The organism is Variovorax sp. ISS6, assembly GCF_056523145.1.
Genome location: NZ_JAWRZC010000002.1, coordinates 1,867,849 through 1,890,049, shown reverse-complemented (window position 1 = coordinate 1,890,049; position 22,201 = coordinate 1,867,849). Strand labels below are relative to the sequence as shown.

The window sequence follows — 22,201 nt, the reverse complement described above, 5'->3', positions numbered from 1 at the left end:
ATCGGCGCGTCCCGCGCGACGGCTTCGCGCTCCGGCGGCGGGCCGCAGGTCGCTGTGGTCTCGAGGACACATTTGTCCACAAAGGTCAAAAGGCATAGGAAGGTTTGCAGCAACGCCAACCTATGATGAGAATAGTTTTCATTCATAACAAGCTCGCCAGAGCCCGGCCACGCTGGCCCGCCAGCGTCGTGCCGCCCCGTTTCCGACCTCGCCCCGCCCCCGCACCGGCTCGCCGGTGCCTGCTCTTTCTCGCCGATCCCCGACCGATGTCCTCCCGTTCCGCTCCCGCCTCCCGCACCGCCTCCACCCTTCCTCCCTCTTCCCTCCGCCCCCTGGCACGCCATTGCCTGGCCGCCTGCCTGGCTTTCGCCGCCGCCGGCACCGCGGCCCAGACCGCCACCGCGCCCGCGACGGGCCAGCTCGGCGAAGTCGTCGTCTCCGGTGAAGCCGAAGCCATCGGCGGCCTGCAGAAGACCTATGCCGGCGGCCAGTTCGCGCGCGGCGGCAGCCTCGGCATCCTGGGCATCACCGACCTGATGAACGTGCCCTTCAGCACCACCAACTACACGGCCGAGCTGATCCAGAACCAGCAGGCGCTGAGCGTGGCCGACGTGGTGATGAACGACGCCTCGGTGCGCCCGCTGACCTCGCGCGGCGGCTTCGGCGACGACTTCCAGATCCGCGGCTTCACCGTGCCCAACGCCGACATCGGGCTCAACGGCCTGTTCGGCCTCACGCCCACCACGCGCGTGCCGCTCGAGATGATCGAGCGCGTCGAGGTGCTCAAGGGCCCGGGCGCGCTGGCCAACGGCGTCGGCCCCAGCGGCAGCGTGGGCGGCAGCATCAACGTGGTGACCAAGCGCGCGGCCGACGTGCCGCTCACGCGCCTGACCACCACCTACATGAGCAAGGGCCAGCTCGGCACGCACCTCGACGTGGGCCGCCGCTTCGGCGACGAGAACCAGTGGGGCGTGCGCGTCAACGGCGTGTTCCGCAACGGCGAGGGCAACATCGACAACGGCAAGCAGAAGCTCGGCCTCGGCTCGCTGGGCCTCGACTACCTCGGCACGCGCCTGCGCTGGTCGCTCGACGCCTTCGCGAGCAAGGGCGAGACGCGCGAATTCCGCCCGCAGACCAGCTTCGCGGCCGGCATCACGCGCATTCCCGAACCGCCGTCGGCGCGCCTGAACTTCTACCCGGGCACCGAGCTGAACGACAACGTCAAAACAGCCATCTCGCGCATCGAGTACGACATCAGCGACAGCACCATGGTCTACGGCAGCGTGGGCTACACCGACCTCGACTACCAGCAGGTGTTCCCGAGCGGCCGGCCCAATTCGCTGGGCAGCTTCAACGTCTCGAACGCCTACTACGACTTCTACAGCAAGACCACCGCGGCCGACGCCGGCGTGCGCACGAAGTTCAAGACCGGCAGCGTGGGCCACACGGTGGCGCTCGGCGTGAACCTGCTCGACCAGGAGTCGGGTTTCTTCTACGCGACCTCGCGCACCACGAATCCGTCGAGCCTGTACTTTCCCTCTCCACTGCCGCTGGTGACCACGCCGCGCACGCCCGCGGTGAAGTCGGCCGAGCTCAAGCAGTCGAGCGTGGTGCTGGCCGACACCATGTCCTTCGCCGACGGCCGCTTCCTCGCGACGCTGGGCCTGCGCGACCAGACCATCGAGCAGGAGAGCTTCTCGCAGACCTCGGGCGCGTCGACCAGCCGCTACAAGGCCAGCGCGACCTCGCCGCTGGTGGGCCTGGTGTTCAAGCCGGTGCAGAACGTCTCGGTCTATGCCAACTACACGGCCGGCCTCACGCGCGGCGGCACCGCCGGCCCGGGCACCGCCAACGTCGGCGAGACCTTCGCGCCGCAGAAGTCGAAGCAGTACGAAGCCGGCGTGAAGGTCGACTGGGGCCGCCTCACGACGCAGGCCGCCGTCTACCAGATCACGCGGCCCAATGCCCTCACCGACCCGGCCACGCTGGTCTACAGCTTCGGCGGCGAGCAGCGCAACCGCGGCCTCGAGCTCACGGCCTACGGCGAGCTCCAGCAGGGCCTGCGCGTGATGGCCAGCGCGGCCTTCAACGACGCCAAGCTCACGCGCACCGCGGGCGGCACCAACCAGGGCAAGGACGCGGCCGGCGTGCCCAACCGCACCTTCAACCTGGGCCTGGACTGGGACACGCCGTGGGTGGCGGGCCTGAGCCTGAACGGCCGCGTGATCCACACGTCTTCCGTGTATGCCGACGCCGCCAACATCCTGCGCGTGCCGGCCTGGACGCGACTCGACATCGGCGCGCGCTACGCCACGAAGATGGGCGGCAAGCCCGTGACCTTCCGCGCCAACCTCGAGAACGTGTTCGACAAGAACTACTGGGTGACCAGCACCTACGTCACCGTGGGCGCGCCGCGCACGCTGATGCTGTCGGCCACCGTCGATTTCTGAACCTGAACCAAGGAGCTTTACGCATGAACCGCATCACCGCCATCGCCACCGCCGCCTTCGCCCTGCTGGGCCTCGCGGGTGCCGCGCAGGCGCACCAGATCTGGATCGAGCAGCCGGCCGGCGAGAAGACCGCCGTCGTGCGCTTCGGCGAGTTCGGCGAGAACCTGCGCGAGGTCTCGCCGGGCCTGCTCGACAAGTTCGGCAAGCCCACCGCCACCCTGGTGTCGGCCAGGGGCGAGCAGAGCGTCGACGCGCAGAAGACCGCCAGCGGCTTCGCGCTGCCCTTCGGCGCCGCGGCCGGCGAGAGCATCGTGGCCGAGGACGCGGGCTATCCGCTGTTCAACCGCAAGCAGGGCGACAAGCAGACCGTCGGCCGCTACCACCCGGCCGCGCGCCTGGTCACCGGCTTCGCGCCGCTGCAACCGAAGCTGGTGCTCGACATCGTGCCCGCGGGCAATGCCGGCGAGTTCAAGCTGTTCTTCAAGGGCCAGCCCAAGGCCAAGACCAAGGTCGCGCTGGTCACGCAATCGGGCTGGGCCAAGGAAGGCCACACCGACGAACAGGGCCTGGTGAAGTTCGACCTGCCGTGGCAGGGCACCTACGTGGCCGAGGTCAGCGTCAGCGATGCCGTGGCCGGCGAGCGGCCCGGTGCCAACGGTCCCGAGAAGTTCGACAGCGTGAGCTACGTGACGACGCTGACGTACGTGAAGGCGGACGGCATCGCGGCGCTGCCGGCGGGGCCTGCGGCGGCGCCGAACAAGTGATCGATCGCCGCCCGCGTTCTACGCGGGCGGATCGTCGGTCGCGCCCTCCATCTCCCGCACCCACCGCCACAACGTCGATCGGCTCACCCCCAGCTGCCGCGCGGTCTGCTGCCGGTTGCCGCCGTTCGCGGCCAGCAGTTCGCGCCACTGCGATTTCGCGGGCACACCGCTCACCTCGACCGGCACGGCGCTCTCGTCCGCGAACAGCTCCGGGCACTCGTGCCGCAGCTCCTCCCAGCGAATCTCCTCGATGCGCTCGAACTGCATGAGGAACACGGCGATGCGCTCGCCCACGTTCTCGAGTTCGCGCACGTTGCCGGGCCAGCCATAGGCCAGCAGGCGCGGCATCAACGGTGCCAGCGCACGCCGCGCATCGAGCGCGCCATGGCCCTGCCGCTGCAGGCAGCGCTCCACCAGCACCTGGGCCAGCAGCGCGACGTCCTCGCGGCGCTCGCGCAGCGGCGGCAGCACCAGGCGCAGGGTGTTGATGCGGTAGTAGAGGTCCTGGCGAAAGCGCCGCTCGGCGATCATCTGCTGCAGCGGCTGGTGCGTGGCCGCGATCACGCGCACGTCGACGGGAATCGGCGCGGTCGCGCCCAGCCGCGTGATCTCGCGCTCCTGCAGCACGCGCAAGAGGCGCGTCTGCAGGTGCAGCGGCATGTCGCCGATCTCGTCGAGGAACAGGGTGCCGGTGTGCGCGGTCTCGAACAGGCCGCGCTTGCCGCCGCGGCGCGAGCCGGTGAAGGCGCCCTCCTCGTAGCCGAACAGCTCGCTCTCGAGCAGCGCCTCGGGAAAGGCCGCGCAGTTCACCGCCACGAAGGGCCGGCCCGCGCGGGTGCTCTCGTTGTGGATCGACTGCGCGAACAGCTCCTTGCCCACGCCGCTCTCGCCCGCGATCAGCACCGTGAGGTCGTTGCGCGCGAAGCGCTGCGCGGTCTGCACGGCGCGCGCGAAAGCCGGGCTGTGGCCCACCAGGCTCGCGAAGCGATGCCGCGCCGCGCTCTGGCGGCGGCCGTGCTGCATGCGCAGGCTGGTGTCGGCCTCCTGGATCGCGCGCGCGTCGTAGAGCGTGAGCGCGGCGCCGACGATCTCGCCGTGCTCGCGGATCGGCGTGCGGTTCACCACCCAGTCGCGCTGCGCGAAGCGCTGCACCAGCGCACGTTCCTCCAGGCCCTGGTCGAGCGTGGCCCGCAGCGACAGCTCGGGCTGCATCACCTCGAGCGAGCGGCCCAGCAGGCGCGCGGGCGCATGGCCCAGCAGCAGCTGCATCGGCGGGTTGACCGCGATGATGCGGTTGTCGCGGTCGACCGCGAGCACCGCCTCCTGCAGGTTGTGCAGCACGCCGTTGAGCTGCTCGTAGCGCCCGGCCTCGAGCCGCGCCACGCGCGCGAGCTCCATCGCGTCCTCGAAGCCCTTGCGGATGCTCGACAGCGAATAGGCCAGCAGGCCGTGCAGCCCCGCCTGCTGGGCCAGCTCCACCACCAGACTCGAGCCCACGATCACGTCGAAGCCCTCGCGGCGCAATGACTCGAAGCGCTGGCGCGCGTCGTCGGGCGTGCGGTAGGCGTACTGGCTGACCTCGATGTTGAGCAGGTCCTTGACCTCGTCGAGCTCGGGAATGGTCTGGCCGTACATCACCACGCCCACGCGCTTGGCGATGCGCCGCGCCTTGATCAGCGCCTGCATCAGGTCGAAGCCGCCGAGCTGGATCGTCGCGACCGGCGCCTCGAGACCGGCGCGCAGGATGCTCGCATTCGAGCCCGCGCTCACGAAGGCATCGACCAGCCCGCGCTCGAGGCGGTCGCGCGCGATCGCGAGCGCGTCGCCGAAGGTGCCGTCGACCACCTCGATCTCGGCGCGGCCGACGTACTCGGCCACCACGGGCAGCGCGAATTCACGGATCTGGCGGTAGCTCAGGAAGCACAGGCGCGGCAGGCCGCGGCGCGCGGGCGAGGCCGGGTCGGAGGGGAGCGGGCGTTCCATCATGCGTTGCATTGAAACATGCCAAGCGTTTCATCCATGTCGCACAAGACACAGTGAAAACCCGAGTCTCTTGAAAAATATCCTTTCACATCAACGACTTGCCTCCAGCCCCATGCGCTGGCACATGCCGTGCAACACCAAGGTCTTTCAGGAGACACACGACTTGGCACTCGAACACATCACGGTGCTCGACCTGACGCACATGCTGTCGGGCCCCTACGGCACCATGCTGCTGGCCGACCTCGGCGCGCGCACCATCAAGGTCGAGCCGCCCGGCAGCGGCGAAGGCACCCGACGCCTGCTGGAGAACGATCCCGACTACGCACGCGGCGGCATGGGCGCCTACTACCTCACGCTGAACCGCAACAAGGAGAGCGTCTGCGTGGACCTCAAGAGCCCCGAGGGCAAGGTCGTGTTCCTCGACCTGGTGCGCCGGGCCGACGTGGTGTTCGACAACTTCAGCGTCGGCGTCACGCAGCGCCTGGGCATCGACTTCGAATCGCTGTCGCAGGTCAACCCGCGCATCGTGACCTGCTCGGTCACGGGCTTCGGCCAGACCGGCCCCGAGACGCAGCGCCCGGCCTTCGACCAGGTGGTGCAGGCGATGGGCGGCGGCATGTCGATCACCGGCACGCCCGAGAGCGGCCCCACGCGCAGCGGCATCCCGATCGGCGACCTCGGCGGCGGCATGTTCGGCGCGATGGGCGTGCTGGCGGCGCTGGCCGAGCGCGAGCGCACCGGGCGCGGGCAGCACGTCGACATCTCGATGCTCGACGCGCAGATCTCGCTGCTCAACTACATGGCGACCATGCACCTGATGTCGGGCCACGTGCCCGCGGGCATCGGCAACGGCCACTTCGTGCACGTGCCCTACAACAGCTATCCCACGGCCGACGGCCACATCATCATCGCCTGCATCGGCGACCCCTTCTTCGAGCGCTTCGTCGAGTTCATCGACCTGCCGGAGCTGCGCGACCCGGCCTACCGGCAGCAGCCGGTGCGCTTCGCGGCCAAGGCCGGGATCGACGCGCTGATCGCCGGCGAGCTGCGCAAGCAGCCGACCGCCCACTGGCTCGCGCGGCTGCGCGAGGCGCGCATTCCGTGCGGACCGGTCAACGACTTCGCGCAGGCGCTCGGCGACACGCAGGTGCTGGCGCGCGACATGGTGGTCGAGGTGCGGCTGCACACCGGCGAGACCGTGCGCATGCCGGGCAACCCGATCAAGCTCTCGGCCGCCGCGCCGAAGGCCTACGGCAGCCCGCCGTCGCTCGGCGAGCACACGCGCCGCGTGCTCGGCGACTGGGTCGGCTATTCCGACGCGAAGCTGGACGCGCTGCGCCAGGCCGGCACCATCGCCTGAAGATGCCGATGGAAGCCATCCACATCACCGACGTCGCGCCGCGCGACGGCCTGCAGAACCAGCCGGTGCACCTGGGCGCCAACGACAAGCTGCGCCTGGTGCAACTGCTCGCGGCCGCCGGCGTGCGCAGCGTCGAGGCCACCAGCTTCGTGTCGCCCAAGGCCGTGCCGCAGATGGCCGACGCGGCCGAGCTGCTGCCGCTGGTGCACGCCGCGCTGCCCGCGCTGCGCTGCTCGGTGCTGGTGCCCAACCTCAAGGGGCTGGAGCGCGCGCATGCGGCCGGCGCGGCCGAGATCGCGGTCGTGCTCTCGGCCACCGAGACCATGAACCAGCGCAACATCAACATGGGCCTGGAGCAGGCGACCGAGGTCAGCGAACGCACGCTGGCCGCGGCGCAAGCGCTGGGCCTGCGCACGCGCGCCTACGTCGCCGTGGCCTTCGACTGCCCGTTCGAGGGCGAGACCCCGCTGGCCGAGGTGCTTCGCCTCGCGCAACGCATGCAGGCCGCGGGCGCCGGCGAGATCGTGATCGCCGACACCATCGGCTCGGCCTCGCCGGGCATGGTGAAGCAGCGCATGCGCGTGCTCGCCGAAGCGATCGCGCCCGAGCGGCTCGCGATCCACCTGCACGACACGCGCGGCATGGCGGTCGCCAATGCCTGGGCCGCGCTCGAGGCCGGCATCCGCCGCTTCGACGCCAGCGTGGGCGGCATCGGCGGCTGCCCGTTCGCGCCCGGTGCCGCCGGCAACCTCGCCACCGAAGACCTGGTGCTGATGGCCGAGCGCAGCGGTTTTGCGACCGGCATCTCGCTCGACGGCCTGCTCGAGGCGATCGATTTCGCGCAGGAACGGCTGCAGCGCCCGCTCGGCGGCCGCGCGATCGCCTGGCTGCGGCGCCAGCGCGAGAAGACGAATTCATCCAACAACACATCCCCGGAGACAGCAACGACATGACGAACCCATCGACTCCCTTCACCGCGCATCCCACCCGCCGCACGGCACTCGCCGCGCTGGCCGCCATGGCCTCGGCCGGCGCCTGGGCGCAAGCACCGGCCGCCAAGTTCCCGACCAAGCCCGTCACGCTGGTCGTGCCCTATTCCGCGGGCGGCGGCACCGACATCGTGGGCCGGCTGATGGCGCAGCGCCTGTCGGACCTGTGGGGCCAATCGGTGGTGGTGGACAACCGCACCGGCGCCAACGGCGTGATCGGCTCGAACTTCGTCGCGCGCGCGCCTGCCGACGGCCACACGCTGCTGCTGGTGGTGGGTTCGCACGCGGTCAACCCGGTGCTGATGAAGAGCCTGCCCTACGACACCGACAAGGCCTTCACGCCGATCACCAACATCGCGAACTCGCCCTCGGTGCTGGTGGTGCAGGCCAACGGCCCCTACAAGACGCTGCGCGACGTGATCGAGGCCGCGCGCAAGGAACCGTTGGGCGTGGGCTATTCCGAGGGCCAGACCCGGCTGACCGGCGAGATGATCCGCCAGGCCGGCAAGCTGCAATCGACCGGCGTGCCCTACAAGGGCGGCGCGCCGATCATGGTCGACATCATCGGCGGCCACCTGCCGATGGGCGTGACCAGCGTGCTGACCGCCCTGCCCCACGTGCGCTCGGGCGCGCTGCGCGTGGTCGGCGTGGCCGACACGCAGCGCATGGCGCTGTTCCCCGATGCGATGACCTTCAAGGAGGCCGGCCTCGACGGCGTGGAATCGCTGAGCTGGTATGGCCTGTTCGGCCCGGCCGGCCTGCCCGCGCCCATCGTGGCGCAGATCAACCAGGACCTGAAGAAGGTGGCGGCCGACCCGGCCGTGCTCAAGCAGATGGAGGACCAGGGCGCGCACATCACGCTCACGCCGCCGGCCGAGTTCCGCAGCTTCCTCGCGGCCGAGACGAAGAAGTGGACGCAGGTCGCGCAACGCGGCGGCATCCGGGCCGAGTGACGATGGCCAGCCCCCTTCTGCGCGAGAAGCTCGAACGCCGCGAGTTCATCGTCATCCCCGGCCTGCAGGACATGATCGCCGCCACCATGGCGGCCAAGGTCGGCTTCGACATCGTCTACGGCTCGGGCTTCTGGCTCACCGCCTCGAGCCTGGGCCTGCCCGACGCGGGCATCGCCACCTACACCCAGATGCTCGACCGCATGGCGACGCTGGTGCGCGCGAGCGGCGGCGCGGCCGTGATCGCCGATGCCGACACCGGCTACGGCGGCCTGCTCAACGTGCACCACACGGTGCGCGGCTACGAGGCGGCCGGCGTCACGGCCATCCAGCTCGAGGACCAGGAGTTCCCGAAGAAGTGCGGCCACACGCCATTCAAGCGCTGCGTGCCGGTGCAGGACATGGTCGACAAGATCCGCGTGGCCGCCGAGGCGCGCGAGGACAAGAAGAACTTCCTGATCATCGCGCGCACCGATGCGCGCGCCGAACTCGGCGTGGACGAGGCGCTGCGCCGGCTCGAGGCCTATGCGCGCGCGGGCGCCGACATCCTGTTCTTCGAGGCGCCGCAGTCCGAGGACGAGATGCGCCGCGCCTGCGAGGCCTTCGAGCTGCCGATGATGGCCAACATGTCCGACGGCGGAAAGACGCCGATGCTGGACGCGCAGACGCTGCGGGAGATCGGCTTCTCGCTCGCCATCTATCCGTCGATGACCAGCCTCGCGGCCGCGGCCGCGATGGAACGCGCGCTGCGCCACCTGAAGGCCAGCGGCGGCAGCCTGGCACCGGGCGACGACCTGTTCGACTTCAACGAGTTCTGCCGGCGCATCGGCTTCGAGGAGGTCTGGGACTTCGAGAAACGCTGGGCACGATAGCGCCCCACCCCTACGAACAACAACGGAGACAAGAGATGAGACATGCATGGAAGCTCGCGCTGCTCGGCATCGCGGCCGCGGCGCTGGCCGGCTGCTCGACGGGCACGCTGCAGGTGGCCGACGTCGGCAGCTATCACGTGGGCGGACGCGCCGTCACGCTCTCGGGCCTGCCCGAGAAGGAGCTGGTGTTCACGCCCGGCGCGCCGCCGCTGAAGTTCGACCCCAACGGCGACTTCGAGGTCGAGGGGCTCTATGCGCGCTACACGCGCCTGGCGAACCCGAAGGGCCGCTATCCGCTGCTGCTGTGGCACGGCGGCGGCCTCTCGGGCGTGACCTGGGAGACCAAGCCCGACGGTCAGCCGGGCTGGGAGAACCACTTTCTGCGCGCCGGCTGGGACGTGTACGTGAGCGACGCGGTCGAGCGCGGTCGCGCCTCGTGGGCGCGCTATCCCGAGATCTTCAAGAGCGAGCCCTTCTTCCGGCCGAAGAAGGAAGGCTGGGAGCTGTTCCGCATCGGCGAGACCGGCTCGTACGACACCGATCCGGCGAAGCGCCGCGCGCTGCCGGGCACGCAGTTCCCAGTGGCCAGCTTCGACCAGTTCGCCAAGCAGTCGATTCCGCGCTGGAGCACCAACGACGCGGCCACGCAGGCGGCCTACGACGCCTATGTGCGGAAAGCCTGCCCCTGCGTGATCGTGGTCCACAGCCAGGGCGGCAACTTCGCCTTCAATTCGGCCCTGAAGTACCCCGACAAGGTCAAGGCCATCGTCGCCGTCGAGACCTCGGGCTCGCCGAACCCCGAGACCACCGACTTCGCGCGCCTCAAGGGCGTGCCCATGCTGTGGGTGTGGGGCGACAACCTCGAGCGCTATCCGTTCTGGGCGCGCATCACGGCGCAGCAGGAAAACTTCAGGCAGCGGCTGATCGCGGCCGGCGGCACGGGCGACCGACTGCTGCTGCCCGAACTCGGCTGGCGCGGCAACTCTCACATGTTGATGATGGACCGCAACTCGGATGCGATTGCCGAGCGCGTCGACCAGTGGCTCGCGAAGCAGGGCCTGAAGCGCTGAACAGAATCAAGAGCGAATCGAAGAACGAACGAAGGAGACAAGCGATGAATGCATGGAAGAACACGCGGGCGCGCCTGCTCGCGGCCGCGCTGCCGCTCGCGCTGGCCATGGGCCCCGCGGCCGCGCAGCAGGACTACCCGAACAAGCCGATCCGCCTGATCGTGCCCTTCACGCCCGGCGGCGTGACCGACACCGGCGCGCGCGTGGTGGCCGACAAGCTCGGTGCGCGCCTGGGCCAGAGCGTGGTGGTCGACAACCGGCCCGGCGCCTCGGGCAACATCGGCACGCAGATGGTGGCGACCGCGGCGCCCGACGGCTACACGCTGCTGCTGGGCTTCGACGGCACGCTGGTCATCAACCCGCACGTCTATGCCAAGGTGCCGTTCGACACCCTCAAGGACTTCGTGCCGGTCAGCAAGATCGGCGACGCGGTGCTGATCATCGTCGTGCACCCGTCGGTGCCCGCGAAGACGCTGTCCGAGCTGGTGGCCTATTCGAAGACCAACGCGGGCGGCGTCTCGTACGGCAGCGCGGGCACCGGCAGCACGCCGCACCTGGCCGGCGAACTGCTCAAGGCCCGTACCGGCGCGAACTTCGTGCACGTGCCCTACAAGGGCGGCGGCCAGTCGATGACCGACCTCGTCGGCGGCTCGCTGCCGATGCTCTACACCGCGGTGGCCGGTGCCTATCCCTTCGTGCAGAAGGGCCAGATCCGGCCGATCGCCGTGTCGAGCGCGCAGCGGCTGGCCTCGCTGCCCGAGGTGCCCACGGTCGCCGAATCGGGCGTGCCGGGCTTCGAGTCGAGTTCGTGGATCGGCATCCTCGCGCCCGCGAAGACGCCGCAGCCCATCGTCGACCGGCTGCAGCGTGAGCTGCATGCGGTGGTGCAGTCGCCCGAGGTGCGCGAGCGGCTGGCGTCGCTGGGCATCTCGGCGCTGGGCAACACGCCCGCGGAGTTCGGCCAGCAGATCCGCGCCGACCTCGCGAAGTACGATCAGATCGTGAAGGCGGCCAAGGTGCGGGTCGACTGACGTCGGGCGCGCGGCGCGCCACCGCACAATGCACGCGCACGCATCCTCGTGCGACCGCCGCCGCCCCATGAACCCGATCGAGATCCGCGCCCTGCCCGCGCATGCCCTGCTCGCCCGCTACGAGGGCACGGGTGCCTACACCGACTGCCACACGCTCGCCGTCGACGGCCGCGTGCCACTGGCCGCCTACGTCGAGGCCTTCTACACCTCGCCGGCCTTCAAGCCCGAGCGCTGGCTGCTCGGCATCGTGCTCGGACGGCGCGCGAACGACGGCGACGCCGCCGCGCTGGCCGCGGGCCATGTCGAGACCTTCTCGGCCTGGCGCGTCGAGGCGCGCGCGGCCGACCAGATCGTGCTGGCAACCGGGCGCACGCGCAGCTGGCTCATGGTGGCGCCGCGCGCGGACGGCGCGGCACCGCGGACCACGCTGTTCTTCGGCTCGGCCGTCCTGCCGCGCGCGAAGGGCGGGCTCGGCTGGACGATCGATGCGCTGACGGGCTTCCACAAGCTCTACTCGCGCGTGCTATTGCGCGCCGCCGCGAAACGCGTCGCGGCTAGGTCAGGTACCTGATCACGAGCAAGGTCACCTCGTCGGTGAAGGCCTTCACCTTGCGGTTCGCGAGCAGCGCGGGGTTGTGCAGCACGGCCTCGTGCGCGAGCGTCTCGACCGAGGAGACGCAGACGAAGGCCGCGAGATCGAGGTCGAGCGTGCGCAGCTCGGCGCGGTGAGCCTCGAGGTAGGCCCGCACCAGTTCGCGCACCTCGCGGTCGAAACCCTCCACCTCCGCCAGCCGGCCGATGCGCGGAATCTGCTCGACCAGCACGCGGTGCAGCTCAGGGTCGACGCGGTGCGCGTCGATCATCAACGCGACCAGTTCGCGCACACCCTGCTCGAGCGGCATGCCCGCGACCCGCACCAGCGCGCGACGCAGCACTTCCATCATGTCGTTCTTGTGCCGCTCGATGACCGCGGCCACCAGCGCCTCCTTGGTCGGGAAGTACTGGTAGAGCGAGCCGATGCTGGCGCCGGCCTCGGCCGCGATGCGGTTGGTGCTCGCGCGCTCGAAGCCCTCGCGCACCAGAACGCGAGCAGTGGCCTCGATCAGCGCGTCGACGGTCGCGCGCGAACGCTCCTGCGAGGCCTTCTTTCTCGGGTGGACGACGGGTGCGCGGGCCATGGCGTTCCTCGAATGCGAGTAGACATTGTGAGCAATTGCTCGGATTATCGATCGCAACGCAGCGATGCGGAACACCCCCTGGAGATGCCATGAACAAGACCCTGCGCCCGGCGCGCGACTTCACCCCCGCGGTGCCGGTGCTCGGCGCCTACGACCCCATCGTGTCGCTGTTCACGCGCGAGCGGCGGTGGCGTTCGGCCCTGCTGGCGCAGCTCGCGCCGCGGCCTTCCGACGTGATCGCCGATGTGGGCTGCGGCACCGGCTCCTTTCTGGCGCTGCTCGGCCGTTCGGGGTCGACGCCTCGGCTGATCGGCATCGACCCCGACGAGCGCATCCTCGAGCGCGCCCGCGCCAAGCTCGCCGCCACCGGCGTGCGCTGCGAACTGCACCGTGGCTACCTGCGCGACGCGGCTGCGCTGCTGTGGCCGCTGCAGCCGACCAAGATCGTGAGCAGCCTGGTGCTGCACCAGGTGCCGCTGGCGGAGAAGCGCGCGGGCCTCGCGGCCATCCACGCGGCGCTGGTACCGGGCGGCGAGCTGCACATCGCCGACTACGGCCTGCAGCGCACCCGGGCCATGCGAACGCTGTTCAGGCTGGTGCAGTGCGTCGACGGCTTCGCCGACACCCAGCCCAATGCCGACGGCATCGTGCCGCGTTTGATGCAGGAAGCGGGCTTCGCCGAGGTCGAGGAGACCGCGGTGATCCCGACGCTGACGGGGTCGATCTCGCTCTATCGCGGCAGGCGCCGAGCCGCCAACCACTCGCGCGGCGACACGCCCAGCTTCTGCGCGAACACGCGCGACAGCGCCGAGGCATTGGCATAGCCGAGCGCGTCGGCAATGGTCTTCACCGAGGCACCACCACGCAGTTGCGCCTGCGCGATGCTGAGCCGCCAGAGCGCGAGGTAGTCGGCGGGCGTGGTGCCCACCACCTCGCGGAAGCGCTGTGCGAAGGCGCTGCGCGACAAGCCCGCCTCGCGCGCCATCTGCTCGAGCGGCCAGGGCTCGCCGGGCCGTTCGTGCAGGCCGACCAGCACGCGCGCGAGCCGCGGATCGCCGAGCCCCGTCAGCAGGCCCGGCGGCAGTTCGCTCTGCGCCGGATGGTCGAGCAGCCAGCGCAGCAGCTGGATCAGCACCACCTCGAACAGGCGGTCGGCCAGCAGCCGGTGGCCGCACTGCACGCGCAGGGTCTCGGAGAACAGCAGCGCCAGCGACTGCTCGAGCCCCTCGACCTCGCGCAGCGGCAGGCGGATCAGCGGCGGCAGCGCGCGCGCCAGCGGATGCGTCTCGCCGCCATCGAAGTCCAGCGTCGCGCAGACGAAGTCCGAGCCTTCGACGGGCGCGTTGTGGAAGTGGTGTGTCAGCGGGCGTGGATAGAACAGCAGGCTCGGCTCCTTCACGACCAGCTTGCGCGGCGCGCCGCTGCGCGAGGCATGCGTGACCACCATTTCGCCGCGGCGCAGCACGTGCAGGAAGCCGCGCCCCGGCTCGGCCGCGAAGCTGGTGGTGCCGCACAGCGGGCCGTTGTGGAACAGGCGCGCCCGCACGCGGAAGCGCTCGAACAGCGAGGACAGCCTGTCGATGGGAGGTGGCGCGGCCATTCGGACGAAAAGATATGTTTAGTGGATAAAACGATCCGAATGATACGAGCATCACCAGCAAACTTCCTTCACCGACACAACCCCTTGAAAGGAAAGCACCATGTCCCGTATCCCCCTCGTCTCCCCCGCCGAAGCCACCGGCGACACCCAGGCCCTGCTCTCGCAGATCCACGGCGCCTTCGGTGCCACGCCCAACATGTTCCGCGCCGTCGCCAACTCGCCGGCCGCGCTCCAGAGCCTGTGGGGATCGTTCGGCGCGCTCGGCGGCGGCGTGATTCCCGCGCAGCTCGGCGAGAAGATCGCGGTGGCGATCGCCGACCGCAATGCCTGCCACTACTGCCTGGCCGCGCACACGGCGCTGGGTCGCAAGGCCGGTGCCTCGTCGGCCGAGATGACCGCCGCGCAGCACGGCGAGTCCGCCGATCCGCAGACCGCCGCCGCGCTGCGCTTCGCGCTCGCGGTGGTCGAGCAGCGCGGCCGGATCGACGCCGCCGAGGTGCAGGCGCTGCGCGACGCGGACTTCGACGACCGGCAGATCGTCGAACTGCTGGCGCACGTGGCCTTGAACCTGTTCACGAACTATGTGAATGTCGCCCTCGACGTGCCCGTCGATTTCCCGGGCGTGAAGCTGCGCGCGGCCGCCTGAGCGGCGGCGCCGGGCCCTGCCATCTCATTGGAGCCAACACCATGTCGAGAATCCATCCCCCGGCGCCCGAACTGCAGGTCGATCGCTGGCTCAACACCGAGGCCCCCGTCACGCTCGCATCGCTGCGCGGCAAGGTCGTGGTGCTGCACGCCTTCCAGATGCTGTGCCCGGCCTGCGCCACGCACGGCCTGCCGCAGGCCAAGAAGACGCGGCAGCTGTTCGCCGCGAAGGACGTCGCGGTGATCGGGCTGCACTCGGTGTTCGAACACCACGCGGTCATGACGCCCGCGGCGCTCGAGGCCTTCGTGCGCGAGTACCGTTATGTCTTCCCGATCGGCATCGACCGGCCCTCGCCCGGCAGCAGCATTCCGCAGACCATGCGCGCCTACCAGTTCCAGGGCACGCCGAGCGTGGTGCTGATCGACAGACAGGGGCGGCTGCGGCTGAGCCACTTCGGACTGCTCGACGACATGTCGCTGGGCGCGGCCATCGGGCAGCTCGCGGCCGAGGAGTTCGCCGCGCCGCTGGTCGCGGATGCGGTGCGTGCAGAGGAGGCGGCCCCCGGCGATGGCTGCGGCGACACCGGCTGCGCGGCTCGCTGAGCTTGCGCCTAAAGGCTTCAGGCCCGACTCGCGCACACTCTTGCATTACCCCCATTGGCCGATGGTCAGGCCCGTGCCGCGCCGCCACAATGACCGAGGCGCACGCCACGCCCGCGGCCTCGTCGGAGCAGAACATCCGAATCCAACACACCGACACGCGCCGCGGGATCCCACTCCGCTCCACGTCAAGGAAAGCTTTCAGATGTACTTCGAGAACAAGACCGCCTGGGTGACCGGCGCTTCCTCCGGCATCGGCGAGGCACTCGCGCTCGCGCTGCTCGAGCGCGGCGCGCGCGTGATCGCCTCCGGCCGCCGCCCCGAGCCGCTGGCCGCTCTCGCGGCGCGCGCCCCCGAACGCGTGCTGGTACTGCCCTTCGAGGCCACCGACTACGACGCCCTGCCGGCCATCGTCGAGCGCGCCGCCGCCTGGCACGGCCGGATCGACGTGCTGATCAACAATGCCGGCATCGCCCAGCGCAGCCTCGCCATCGACACCGATCTCGCCGTCTATCGCCGCCTGATCGAGGTCGACTACCTCGCCCCCGTCGCCCTCACGCAGCTCGTGCTGCCGCGCATGGCCGAGCGCCGCGCCGGCCACATCGCCGTGATCGGCTCGGTGGCCGGCAAGGTCGGCGCGCCGCTGCGCACCGGCTACAGCGGTGCCAAGCATGCGGTGCAGGGCTACTTCGATGCGCTGCGCGCCGAGGTCGAGCAGGCCTACGGCATCCGAGTGAGCGTCGCGCTGCCGGGCTCGGTGCGCACCTCGGTGTCGATCAATGCGCTGGGCGCCGACGGCAGTGCCCGCGGCCGTTCCGACGCGAACATCGACCAGGGCATGGAGCCCGCCGTCGCGGCCGGACTGCTGCTCGACGGCATGGCTTCGGGCCAGCGCGAGATCGAGATCGCGGCCGGGCTGGAAGCGGCCGCGCTGCAACTGCGCCGCCACGATCCCAACCGCCTGTTCGACATGGCCGCGCAGGAGGGCGCGCGGCTCGCGGCACAGCGCGAGCAGCAGGGGGCGGGGGCGAGCTTCGATCCGGCCGATGTGCGGGCGGCGGGGACTTATGGGCAGGATGCCTTGAAGGCGGCTTGAGCGTTGCTGGTCTGGGCAGACGTGCCGCCGCGGGCTCGGCGCGAGGTCGTTGCAGAATGCGGTCCGACTCCACTCGCGGGCGTGGAGTTCGCGCTCTCGCGCGGCTTTGCATGAACCCCGAAGAAAGCATCGAATGACCGAGACCCTGCGCCAGCCCTACCCCCCGATCGAACCCTACGAGAGCGGCATGCTCGACGTGGGCGACGGCCACCGCATTCGCTACGAGCGCGTGGGCACGCCCGGCGCCAAACCCGCCGTGTTCCTGCACGGCGGCCCCGGCGGCGGCATCTCGCCCGAGCACCGGCGGCTGTTCGATCCCGCGCGCTACGACCTGCTGCTGTTCGACCAGCGCGGCTGCGGCCTCTCGGAGCCGCATGCGGGCCTCGAGGCCAACACCACCTGGCACCTGGTGGCCGACATCGAGCGCCTGCGCGAACTGGTGGGCGCCGAGCGCTGGCTGGTGTTCGGCGGTTCGTGGGGTTCGACGCTGGCGCTGGCCTATGCGCAGAAGCACCCCGAGCGCGTGAGCGAGCTGGTGCTGCGCGGCATCTACACCGTCACGCGCGCCGAGCTCGACTGGTACTACCAGTTCGGCGTGTCGGAGATGTTCCCCGACCGGTGGGAGCGGTTCCAGGCCCCGATCCCCGAGGCCGAGCGCGGCGACATGATCGCGGCCTACCGCAAGCGGCTGACCGGCGACGACCCGGTGGCCCGGATCGAGGCCGCGCGCGCCTGGAGCGTCTGGGAGGGCCAGACCATCACGCTGCTGCCGAGCCCCTCACTCGCGGCCTCGCATGCCGACGACCATTTCGCGCTGGCCTTCGCGCGGCTGGAGAACCACTACTTCGTGCACGACGCGTGGCTCGAGGACGGCCAGCTGCTGCGCGACGCGCACCGGCTGCACGGCATCCCGGGCGTGATCGTGCACGGCCGCTACGACATGCCCTGCCCCGCGCGCTACGCCTGGGCCCTGCACAAGGCCTGGCCCGAGGCGGAGTTCCATCTGATCGAGGGAGCCGGGCATGCGTATTCGGAGCCCGGGATCCTCGATCGCTTGCTGCGGGCGACGGATGGGTTTGCCGGGCGCTGAAGCGTGAATCTCTCGAGCACTGAGCGGCAAGCCCTCGATGCATATCTGGCGCGCATCCAAGACCATGATCTGCCGGGCACGGCACTGCTTCCCGACGCCGAGATCGTCCGCTGGAGCCTGGCGCTGCGTTTTCACCCGATGCTGCGACGCCTCGGCGGCCTGGTGCTCGACGATGCACGGACAAGCAACCATCACGTGCTGCTGACCGAACCACCGCTCGCTGGCGCAGTCCTGTACCTGGCTCATGACGGCGACTCGCGCGTGGTGTTTGCCGACATCGAGGCCTTTCTGGACGCGGCCCGACGCGCCGATGCCGAAGATCGAGATGTCGAGGACCTCCATCCTTCGGTCTCTCCGCTCGCCGGCGACCAGGCAGGCGTGGGCACGTTCATCCGCTCGCTGCTTGCATCCCCAGACGACGAGGATGCGGCCATCGCCTTCATTCCATCGCTGGACCTGCGCGATACCGCGCTGTTGCGCGAACTCGCCTCGCACGAGAACTTCTTCGTGGCGGAAGCGCTCGCGGTGGAGATCGCGAAGCGTCCGGCCGAAGCGCTGCGCGGGATCGCCGGGATGTGCGCGGCGCATTCGCATCCGCAGGCGGCGAATGCGGGCCAGCGGGCCGTGGCCGCGGTGGAGCGGTGGACGCGAAACGGACAGCGCTAGGATCGGCGCCATCCACACACATCATCCCGGCGTCGATGCGCGACTTCCTCTATTACTCGCTGATGCTCCTGCTGGGCTTCGCCTGGTACCGCTTCGGTCAGAAACTGCTTGCGAAAGGCAACCGCGACGAGAACGACGAGCTCACCAAGGGCTTCGTCGGGCCGATCGGCTTCCTCGTGGTGGGTGGCATCGCGTGCTACCTCCTCGTCGCCACCTTGCGCGCGCTGGTCCGGGGCGAGGTGCCCTGCATCGGCAAGGGCTGCGCGGGGCAGGTGTACACGCTGGCGATGCATGCGGGCGAGTACTGGTCGAACGTCTTCTACATGGCGTGGCTGGTGCTCGCGCTGGGGTATGCGTTGCATGTGACGTTCAGGATCTGGTTCCGGGTCTGAGGCTTCCGGCGCGTATCCACACCGCGTCGAAGACCCACGAAGCACCCGTTCACGCGGGGTGCGACAACCGCTCGCAGTGCTCGATCAACAGGTCGGTCAGCACGCGTATCTTCCTGGCCGGATGCTGGCCCGGCGGCCGGATGACGTACGCACCCGCGGGCGGCGGTGGATAGCGCGTCATGACCGGCACCAGCGCGCCGGCGGCCACGTATTCATGCGTGAGCCAGTCCGGCACATAGGCGATCCCGAGGCCCGCCACCGCGGCCGCGACCAGTGCCGTGCCGTTGTCGGCCTTGAATCGTCCCTGCGGTCGGACCGTGATGATCCGGTCGCCATCCATCAGTTGCCAGGCCTCGGTGCCCTGCATCAGCGCTTCATGGGCACCGAGTTCGTCCGGCGTCTCGGGCGACCCGTGCGTGTTGATGTAGCCCGGGCTCGCCACGAGCTTGCCGTAGATCGGGCCGACGCTTCTTGCAATGAGGTTGGAGTCCTCGAGATAGCCGACCCGGATCGCGCAGTCGAAGCCTTCGGCGATGAGGTCGACGAACCTGTCGCTGTAGCAGGTCTGGATGTGGAGCTGGGGATGGCGCTTCGCCATCTCGGCGAGCATGGGCGCGAAGTGGGTCGGACCGAAGCTCAACGGCACCGCGATCCTCAGGCGCCCGCGAAGCTCGCCCGCGGGCAGGATCGTCTCCATGGCCGTGTCGATGTCGATGCAGACCTTGGCCGCATGGTCGCGGAAGGTGCTGCCCGCTTCTGTGAGCGCAGCGCCGCGCGTGGATCGCGCGAGCAGTTGGACACCCAGTTCCGCTTCGAGCCGAAGCAGCCGCCGGCTCACCATCGACTTGGAGATGCCCATCCGCACGGCGGCCGGTGAAACCCCTCCCGCGCTGGCCACTTCGACGAATGTACGCAGGTCCTCGATGTCCAAGCTGGCGTTCCTCCAATCGCGACACAGTTCGCCGAAAGATGGTACTACCGGGCGAAGAGATGGATCGCAATACTCCCTGCGGACGACATCGCCACGAGCGGACTCGTCGTCTCGAACCCATCCCGCAAATAGCGGCAACACAGGAACCAGCCATGACTTCTCGCAACGGCCTCTCTTCGCTTCTTCGTCCCGAAGACTCGGTCCTCGTCCTGATCGACCATCAGCCCTACCAGCTCGCGAATCTCAACTCGCACGAACCGCAGATGGTCATCAACAACACCGTCGGCCTCGCGAAGGCCGCCAAGGCCTTCGGTGTGCCCACCATCCTGACGAGCGTGATCGCCGAGCGCGGCGGCCTGCTCTTTCCCCAACTCACCGACGTCTTCCCCGGGCAGGAGGTCATCGACCGCACCTTCATCAACACCTGGCAGGACAAGGTGGTGGTCGACGCGGTCAAGGCCACGGGGCGCAAGCAACTGATCATCGCGGGCCTGTGGACCGAGGTCTGCGTCGCGATGCCGACGATCCAGGCACTCGGCGAAGGCTGGGACGTCACCGTGGTCACCGATGCGTCGGGTGGCGTCTCGGTCGAGGCGCACCATGTCGCGATCCAGCGCATGATCGCGGCCGGCGCGAACATGCTTACCTGGCTCGCGGTCGCCTCGGAATGGCAGCGGGACTGGGCACGCACCGACAGCGCCGCCGCATTGACCCAGGTGATCACGCAGCACGCGGGAGGCAGCGGCATCGCCTACCTGTGGGAGCAGCAGCTGCTCAAGACCCCCGTGCCCGCCGACGCGGCATGACGATGGATAGGAAGGCGTGAAGGGCCTTCATCCGCGCGTCATGCCGTGCGCCAGTTCGGCGTCCTCGCCAGCGCGCGGAAGATGGCGGCCGCGTCCGCGCCCGGCGTTTCGTAGAGATCGAGCACCTGCCCCGTGACGAGGCCATGGAAGAGGGTCTCGAGGCGCTTGTCCCATTTCAGCAGCGCCATCGACCAGGCCGGAAAGAAGCGCGCCGGGATGCCCGCGAGCTCCAGCAAGCGCGGCGACTGGTGGCGCCTGTCGCGCTCGATCGCGGCATAGAGCGCGCGCACCTCGCGTTCCTCGCCCTCCAGGTACTGCATGTAGGCGCCGTCGAGGAAGCACAGCGCGCCGGTGATACCGAACCGCGGGTTTCGGGTGCGCGATGTGTGGAGGATGCTTGAGAGATCGCTGGGATGCGGCGAGGGCGCACGGCTCGCGTAGATCAAACGTACTAGCATTTATGAATGCTACGCCATGCGGAATACAGCAGCACCGCGAGCCGAGCGAGCTGCCATGGGATCTTCACGCCCGACGCGGCTCGACCTGGGCTCGCTTTCTCAGGTGGGTAGCCCACCCGACATCGAGGACGGTCGAGAACGTGAACATCAGCTCGCTTCTCGAACTCGCCGTGCGCATGGCAGCCTCGACATCGACCGTGTCGTCGACATAGATCAGCCAGAGCCGAACACCATCGCCGACTTCGGCCATGACCAGCTTGGAACGCTGTCCCTCTTCGAGCGCCAGACAGAGTTCGTCCTCCAGCCTGCGCAAGGCCTCGAGTTCGGTCTCGGTCGGCATCCCCCTGTCTTCACCACCGTAGTCGACGGTCACACGCAGCAGACGCGACATGCACCGCAACTCGTCGTCGCCGGGCTCCCGGTCAAGGATCCGGCCAACGACCCGCTTCCCGCCATCGGTCTCTCCTTCGACGATCAGCCATGGCTCGACCGCGAGTGGTTGTGCCCACGGCTGGGCCGGACGCATGAGCGTTGCGCCGACTCCGAACGCGAACGCCAGCCAACGGCGCCGCGAATGCCGCTGCGTCTCGCCGCTCATTGCGCTCGCAACGCCTTCCAACCGATCTTCAACTCGTTGTCGGTCACGACGGTCACGCCGATCTCGGGGCCCGCGACTCGCAATGCCCGCACCACCTTGTCGGTCAGGCCGTCCGCGTGGCACACGCCGGCGCCCAGGCCCAGGGTCGCCGCAATGACCATCCACGATGCACGCCGAAAGCGCCAACTGCGCATCGACGGCCGTTTCACCTCGTGTTCCCTCATCACTGCCACACCGTCATTTCGCGTCTCCTTGCGCTCGTTGATCCCCCTCGATTCCGCATCGTCTGCACAGCCCCCGCACACGCGGCTTCTTTCGAGACTTACCTGACCTCGCCATCTCGCTCGGCAGTCATGCTGGCGCGAACTAATTTCCGGCTTGACGAATTTGCAAGCCTCGCGCAATCTTCACCGAGGGGAGCGACCGCGGAGAGAGGGGTTGACATGATGATTCGTGTTCGCTTGCAGCAAGCACGCCTTGCTCTTCAACAGGACACCATGGCCATGCTCGTCGTGTATGGATCCGTCGGCCTCTGGGTGGTTTTCTGGTTCGGCGACTAGCAAGGCTTCGGGGAAGTTTCGGCCGCATCGGTATATCTCGGGCGAAGGCGTTCGGATCGAACTCGTAGCGCAGGATCGCGGTCCGGGCACGGCCGAACTGCATCGGAGATCG

The 22,201-nt window shown here is 69.3% G+C and carries 24 protein-coding genes; 17 read left to right on the top strand and 7 right to left on the bottom strand.

Features of this window, described 5'->3' with window-relative positions:
* Positions 1-266 precede the first annotated feature (266 nt).
* Positions 267-2,450, top strand: coding sequence for a TonB-dependent receptor (locus AC1HIL_RS40555; RefSeq protein ID WP_479669333.1), 2,184 nt, complete (start codon positions 267-269; stop codon positions 2,448-2,450).
* A gap of 23 nt (positions 2,451-2,473) precedes the next feature.
* Positions 2,474-3,214: a DUF4198 domain-containing protein gene (locus tag AC1HIL_RS40550; protein ID WP_261211205.1), complete on the top strand. Its 741-nt coding sequence runs from the start codon at positions 2,474-2,476 to the stop codon at positions 3,212-3,214.
* Between the two features lie 18 nt (positions 3,215-3,232).
* On the opposite strand, the gene prpR is transcribed toward AC1HIL_RS40550, so the two are convergent.
* Entirely contained in the window at positions 3,233-5,197 is a 1,965-nt protein-coding gene (gene prpR, locus AC1HIL_RS40545; RefSeq protein ID WP_479669335.1) for a propionate catabolism operon regulatory protein PrpR, read from the bottom strand.
* Positions 5,198-5,360: 163 nt separating this feature from the next.
* On the opposite strand from prpR, the gene AC1HIL_RS40540 reads away from it, so the two are divergent.
* The 7 genes from AC1HIL_RS40540 (at position 5,361) to AC1HIL_RS40510 (ending at position 12,040) form a co-directional block, all read left to right on the top strand.
* Positions 5,361-6,557 carry a CaiB/BaiF CoA transferase family protein gene (locus AC1HIL_RS40540; protein WP_479669336.1) on the top strand — a complete coding sequence of 399 codons (1,197 nt, stop codon included), beginning with the start codon at positions 5,361-5,363 and terminating at the stop codon, positions 6,555-6,557.
* Positions 6,558-6,565: 8 nt separating this feature from the next.
* A complete protein-coding gene (locus tag AC1HIL_RS40535; protein ID WP_479669337.1) occupies positions 6,566-7,510 on the top strand; it encodes a hydroxymethylglutaryl-CoA lyase in 945 nt (314 codons plus the stop codon).
* On the top strand, positions 7,507-8,499 hold the full coding sequence (locus AC1HIL_RS40530; protein ID WP_057592716.1) for a tripartite tricarboxylate transporter substrate binding protein: 993 nt from the start codon (positions 7,507-7,509) through the stop codon (positions 8,497-8,499). Before AC1HIL_RS40535 ends, AC1HIL_RS40530 begins: the two co-directional genes overlap by 4 nt.
* Positions 8,500-8,501: 2 nt before the next feature.
* On the top strand, positions 8,502-9,368 hold the full coding sequence (locus AC1HIL_RS40525; protein ID WP_057592715.1) for an isocitrate lyase/PEP mutase family protein: 867 nt from the start codon (positions 8,502-8,504) through the stop codon (positions 9,366-9,368).
* Between the two features lie 35 nt (positions 9,369-9,403).
* Positions 9,404-10,438, top strand: coding sequence for an alpha/beta hydrolase (locus AC1HIL_RS40520; protein ID WP_479669338.1), 1,035 nt, complete (start codon positions 9,404-9,406; stop codon positions 10,436-10,438).
* Between the two features lie 107 nt (positions 10,439-10,545).
* Positions 10,546-11,469 carry a Bug family tripartite tricarboxylate transporter substrate binding protein gene (locus AC1HIL_RS40515; protein WP_479669657.1) on the top strand — a complete coding sequence of 308 codons (924 nt, stop codon included), beginning with the start codon at positions 10,546-10,548 and terminating at the stop codon, positions 11,467-11,469.
* A gap of 67 nt (positions 11,470-11,536) precedes the next feature.
* Positions 11,537-12,040, top strand: coding sequence for a hypothetical protein (locus AC1HIL_RS40510; RefSeq protein ID WP_057592712.1), 504 nt, complete (start codon positions 11,537-11,539; stop codon positions 12,038-12,040).
* On the opposite strand, the gene AC1HIL_RS40505 is transcribed toward AC1HIL_RS40510, so the two are convergent.
* Positions 12,024-12,647, bottom strand: coding sequence for a TetR/AcrR family transcriptional regulator (locus tag AC1HIL_RS40505; protein WP_261211196.1), 624 nt, complete (start codon positions 12,645-12,647; stop codon positions 12,024-12,026). The genes AC1HIL_RS40510 and AC1HIL_RS40505 overlap by 17 nt on opposite strands.
* An 89-nt stretch (positions 12,648-12,736) precedes the next feature.
* Between AC1HIL_RS40505 and AC1HIL_RS40500 the strand changes: the two genes are divergently transcribed.
* Complete coding sequence (locus AC1HIL_RS40500) at positions 12,737-13,471, top strand: class I SAM-dependent methyltransferase (RefSeq protein WP_479669339.1); 735 nt, start codon at positions 12,737-12,739, stop codon at positions 13,469-13,471.
* Here the strand turns inward: AC1HIL_RS40500 and AC1HIL_RS40495 are convergent.
* Positions 13,378-14,247 (bottom strand): AraC family transcriptional regulator, encoded by an 870-nt coding sequence (locus AC1HIL_RS40495; RefSeq protein ID WP_479669340.1) that lies wholly within the window; start codon positions 14,245-14,247, stop codon positions 13,378-13,380. The two genes, AC1HIL_RS40500 and AC1HIL_RS40495, sit on opposite strands and share 94 nt — an antisense overlap.
* Positions 14,248-14,347: 100 nt before the next feature.
* Between AC1HIL_RS40495 and AC1HIL_RS40490 the strand changes: the two genes are divergently transcribed.
* The 6 genes from AC1HIL_RS40490 to AC1HIL_RS40465 all read left to right on the top strand — a co-directional run bounded on the left by AC1HIL_RS40490 (position 14,348) and on the right by AC1HIL_RS40465 (position 18,736).
* Positions 14,348-14,893, top strand: coding sequence for a carboxymuconolactone decarboxylase family protein (locus tag AC1HIL_RS40490; protein ID WP_479669341.1), 546 nt, complete (start codon positions 14,348-14,350; stop codon positions 14,891-14,893).
* Between the two features lie 41 nt (positions 14,894-14,934).
* Positions 14,935-15,495, top strand: a complete 561-nt coding sequence (locus AC1HIL_RS40485; RefSeq protein ID WP_479669342.1) for a peroxiredoxin family protein — start codon at positions 14,935-14,937, stop codon at positions 15,493-15,495.
* 202 nt (positions 15,496-15,697) lie between these two features.
* Positions 15,698-16,588, top strand: a complete 891-nt coding sequence (locus AC1HIL_RS40480; protein ID WP_479669343.1) for an SDR family NAD(P)-dependent oxidoreductase — start codon at positions 15,698-15,700, stop codon at positions 16,586-16,588.
* A 133-nt stretch (positions 16,589-16,721) separates the two neighbouring features.
* Entirely contained in the window at positions 16,722-17,678 is a 957-nt protein-coding gene (pip, locus tag AC1HIL_RS40475) for a prolyl aminopeptidase (protein WP_479669344.1), read from the top strand.
* Positions 17,679-17,681: 3 nt separating this feature from the next.
* Positions 17,682-18,344 carry a hypothetical protein gene (locus tag AC1HIL_RS40470; protein WP_479669345.1) on the top strand — a complete coding sequence of 221 codons (663 nt, stop codon included), beginning with the start codon at positions 17,682-17,684 and terminating at the stop codon, positions 18,342-18,344.
* 35 nt (positions 18,345-18,379) lie between these two features.
* Positions 18,380-18,736 carry a hypothetical protein gene (locus AC1HIL_RS40465; RefSeq protein WP_479669346.1) on the top strand — a complete coding sequence of 119 codons (357 nt, stop codon included), beginning with the start codon at positions 18,380-18,382 and terminating at the stop codon, positions 18,734-18,736.
* A 49-nt stretch (positions 18,737-18,785) separates the two neighbouring features.
* Here AC1HIL_RS40465 and AC1HIL_RS40460 read toward each other — a convergent pair whose 3' ends face one another.
* A complete protein-coding gene (locus tag AC1HIL_RS40460; RefSeq protein ID WP_479669347.1) occupies positions 18,786-19,667 on the bottom strand; it encodes a LysR family transcriptional regulator in 882 nt (293 codons plus the stop codon).
* 152 nt (positions 19,668-19,819) lie between these two features.
* Between AC1HIL_RS40460 and AC1HIL_RS40455 the strand changes: the two genes are divergently transcribed.
* Positions 19,820-20,473, top strand: a complete 654-nt coding sequence (locus AC1HIL_RS40455; RefSeq protein ID WP_479669348.1) for a hydrolase — start codon at positions 19,820-19,822, stop codon at positions 20,471-20,473.
* 38 nt (positions 20,474-20,511) lie between these two features.
* On the opposite strand, the gene AC1HIL_RS40450 is transcribed toward AC1HIL_RS40455, so the two are convergent.
* The 3 genes from AC1HIL_RS40450 to AC1HIL_RS40440 all read right to left on the bottom strand — a co-directional run bounded on the left by AC1HIL_RS40450 (position 20,512) and on the right by AC1HIL_RS40440 (position 21,753).
* Entirely contained in the window at positions 20,512-20,931 is a 420-nt protein-coding gene (locus tag AC1HIL_RS40450) for a BLUF domain-containing protein (RefSeq protein ID WP_479669349.1), read from the bottom strand.
* A gap of 64 nt (positions 20,932-20,995) precedes the next feature.
* Positions 20,996-21,529, bottom strand: a complete 534-nt coding sequence (locus AC1HIL_RS40445) for a DUF695 domain-containing protein (RefSeq protein ID WP_261211182.1) — start codon at positions 21,527-21,529, stop codon at positions 20,996-20,998.
* Entirely contained in the window at positions 21,526-21,753 is a 228-nt protein-coding gene (locus tag AC1HIL_RS40440; protein ID WP_479672815.1) for a hypothetical protein, read from the bottom strand. The genes AC1HIL_RS40445 and AC1HIL_RS40440 overlap by 4 nt, the downstream gene beginning before the upstream one ends.
* Positions 21,754-22,201 lie beyond the last annotated feature (448 nt).

Excerpts from the sequence above, each read along its gene's own strand:
- AC1HIL_RS40555 (WP_479669333.1), top strand. The coding sequence starts at position 267 with ATGTCCTCCCGTTCCGCTCCCGCCTCCCGCACCGCCTCCACCCTTCCT.
- AC1HIL_RS40550 (WP_261211205.1), top strand. The coding sequence starts at position 2,474 with ATGAACCGCATCACCGCCATCGCCACCGCCGCCTTCGCCCTGCTGGGC.
- prpR (WP_479669335.1), bottom strand. The coding sequence starts at position 5,197 with ATGGAACGCCCGCTCCCCTCCGACCCGGCCTCGCCCGCGCGCCGCGGC.
- AC1HIL_RS40535 (WP_479669337.1), top strand. The coding sequence starts at position 6,566 with ATGGAAGCCATCCACATCACCGACGTCGCGCCGCGCGACGGCCTGCAG.
- AC1HIL_RS40530 (WP_057592716.1), top strand. The coding sequence starts at position 7,507 with ATGACGAACCCATCGACTCCCTTCACCGCGCATCCCACCCGCCGCACG.
- AC1HIL_RS40525 (WP_057592715.1), top strand. The coding sequence starts at position 8,502 with ATGGCCAGCCCCCTTCTGCGCGAGAAGCTCGAACGCCGCGAGTTCATC.
- AC1HIL_RS40520 (WP_479669338.1), top strand. The coding sequence starts at position 9,404 with ATGAGACATGCATGGAAGCTCGCGCTGCTCGGCATCGCGGCCGCGGCG.
- AC1HIL_RS40515 (WP_479669657.1), top strand. The coding sequence starts at position 10,546 with ATGGGCCCCGCGGCCGCGCAGCAGGACTACCCGAACAAGCCGATCCGC.
- AC1HIL_RS40510 (WP_057592712.1), top strand. The coding sequence starts at position 11,537 with ATGAACCCGATCGAGATCCGCGCCCTGCCCGCGCATGCCCTGCTCGCC.
- AC1HIL_RS40505 (WP_261211196.1), bottom strand. The coding sequence starts at position 12,647 with ATGGCCCGCGCACCCGTCGTCCACCCGAGAAAGAAGGCCTCGCAGGAG.
- AC1HIL_RS40500 (WP_479669339.1), top strand. The coding sequence starts at position 12,737 with ATGAACAAGACCCTGCGCCCGGCGCGCGACTTCACCCCCGCGGTGCCG.
- AC1HIL_RS40495 (WP_479669340.1), bottom strand. The coding sequence starts at position 14,247 with ATGGCCGCGCCACCTCCCATCGACAGGCTGTCCTCGCTGTTCGAGCGC.
- AC1HIL_RS40490 (WP_479669341.1), top strand. The coding sequence starts at position 14,348 with ATGTCCCGTATCCCCCTCGTCTCCCCCGCCGAAGCCACCGGCGACACC.
- AC1HIL_RS40485 (WP_479669342.1), top strand. The coding sequence starts at position 14,935 with ATGTCGAGAATCCATCCCCCGGCGCCCGAACTGCAGGTCGATCGCTGG.
- AC1HIL_RS40480 (WP_479669343.1), top strand. The coding sequence starts at position 15,698 with ATGTACTTCGAGAACAAGACCGCCTGGGTGACCGGCGCTTCCTCCGGC.
- pip (WP_479669344.1), top strand. The coding sequence starts at position 16,722 with ATGACCGAGACCCTGCGCCAGCCCTACCCCCCGATCGAACCCTACGAG.
- AC1HIL_RS40465 (WP_479669346.1), top strand. The coding sequence starts at position 18,380 with ATGCGCGACTTCCTCTATTACTCGCTGATGCTCCTGCTGGGCTTCGCC.
- AC1HIL_RS40455 (WP_479669348.1), top strand. The coding sequence starts at position 19,820 with ATGACTTCTCGCAACGGCCTCTCTTCGCTTCTTCGTCCCGAAGACTCG.
- AC1HIL_RS40450 (WP_479669349.1), bottom strand. The coding sequence starts at position 20,931 with ATGCTAGTACGTTTGATCTACGCGAGCCGTGCGCCCTCGCCGCATCCC.
- AC1HIL_RS40445 (WP_261211182.1), bottom strand. The coding sequence starts at position 21,529 with ATGAGCGGCGAGACGCAGCGGCATTCGCGGCGCCGTTGGCTGGCGTTC.
- AC1HIL_RS40440 (WP_479672815.1), bottom strand. The coding sequence starts at position 21,753 with ATGAGGGAACACGAGGTGAAACGGCCGTCGATGCGCAGTTGGCGCTTT.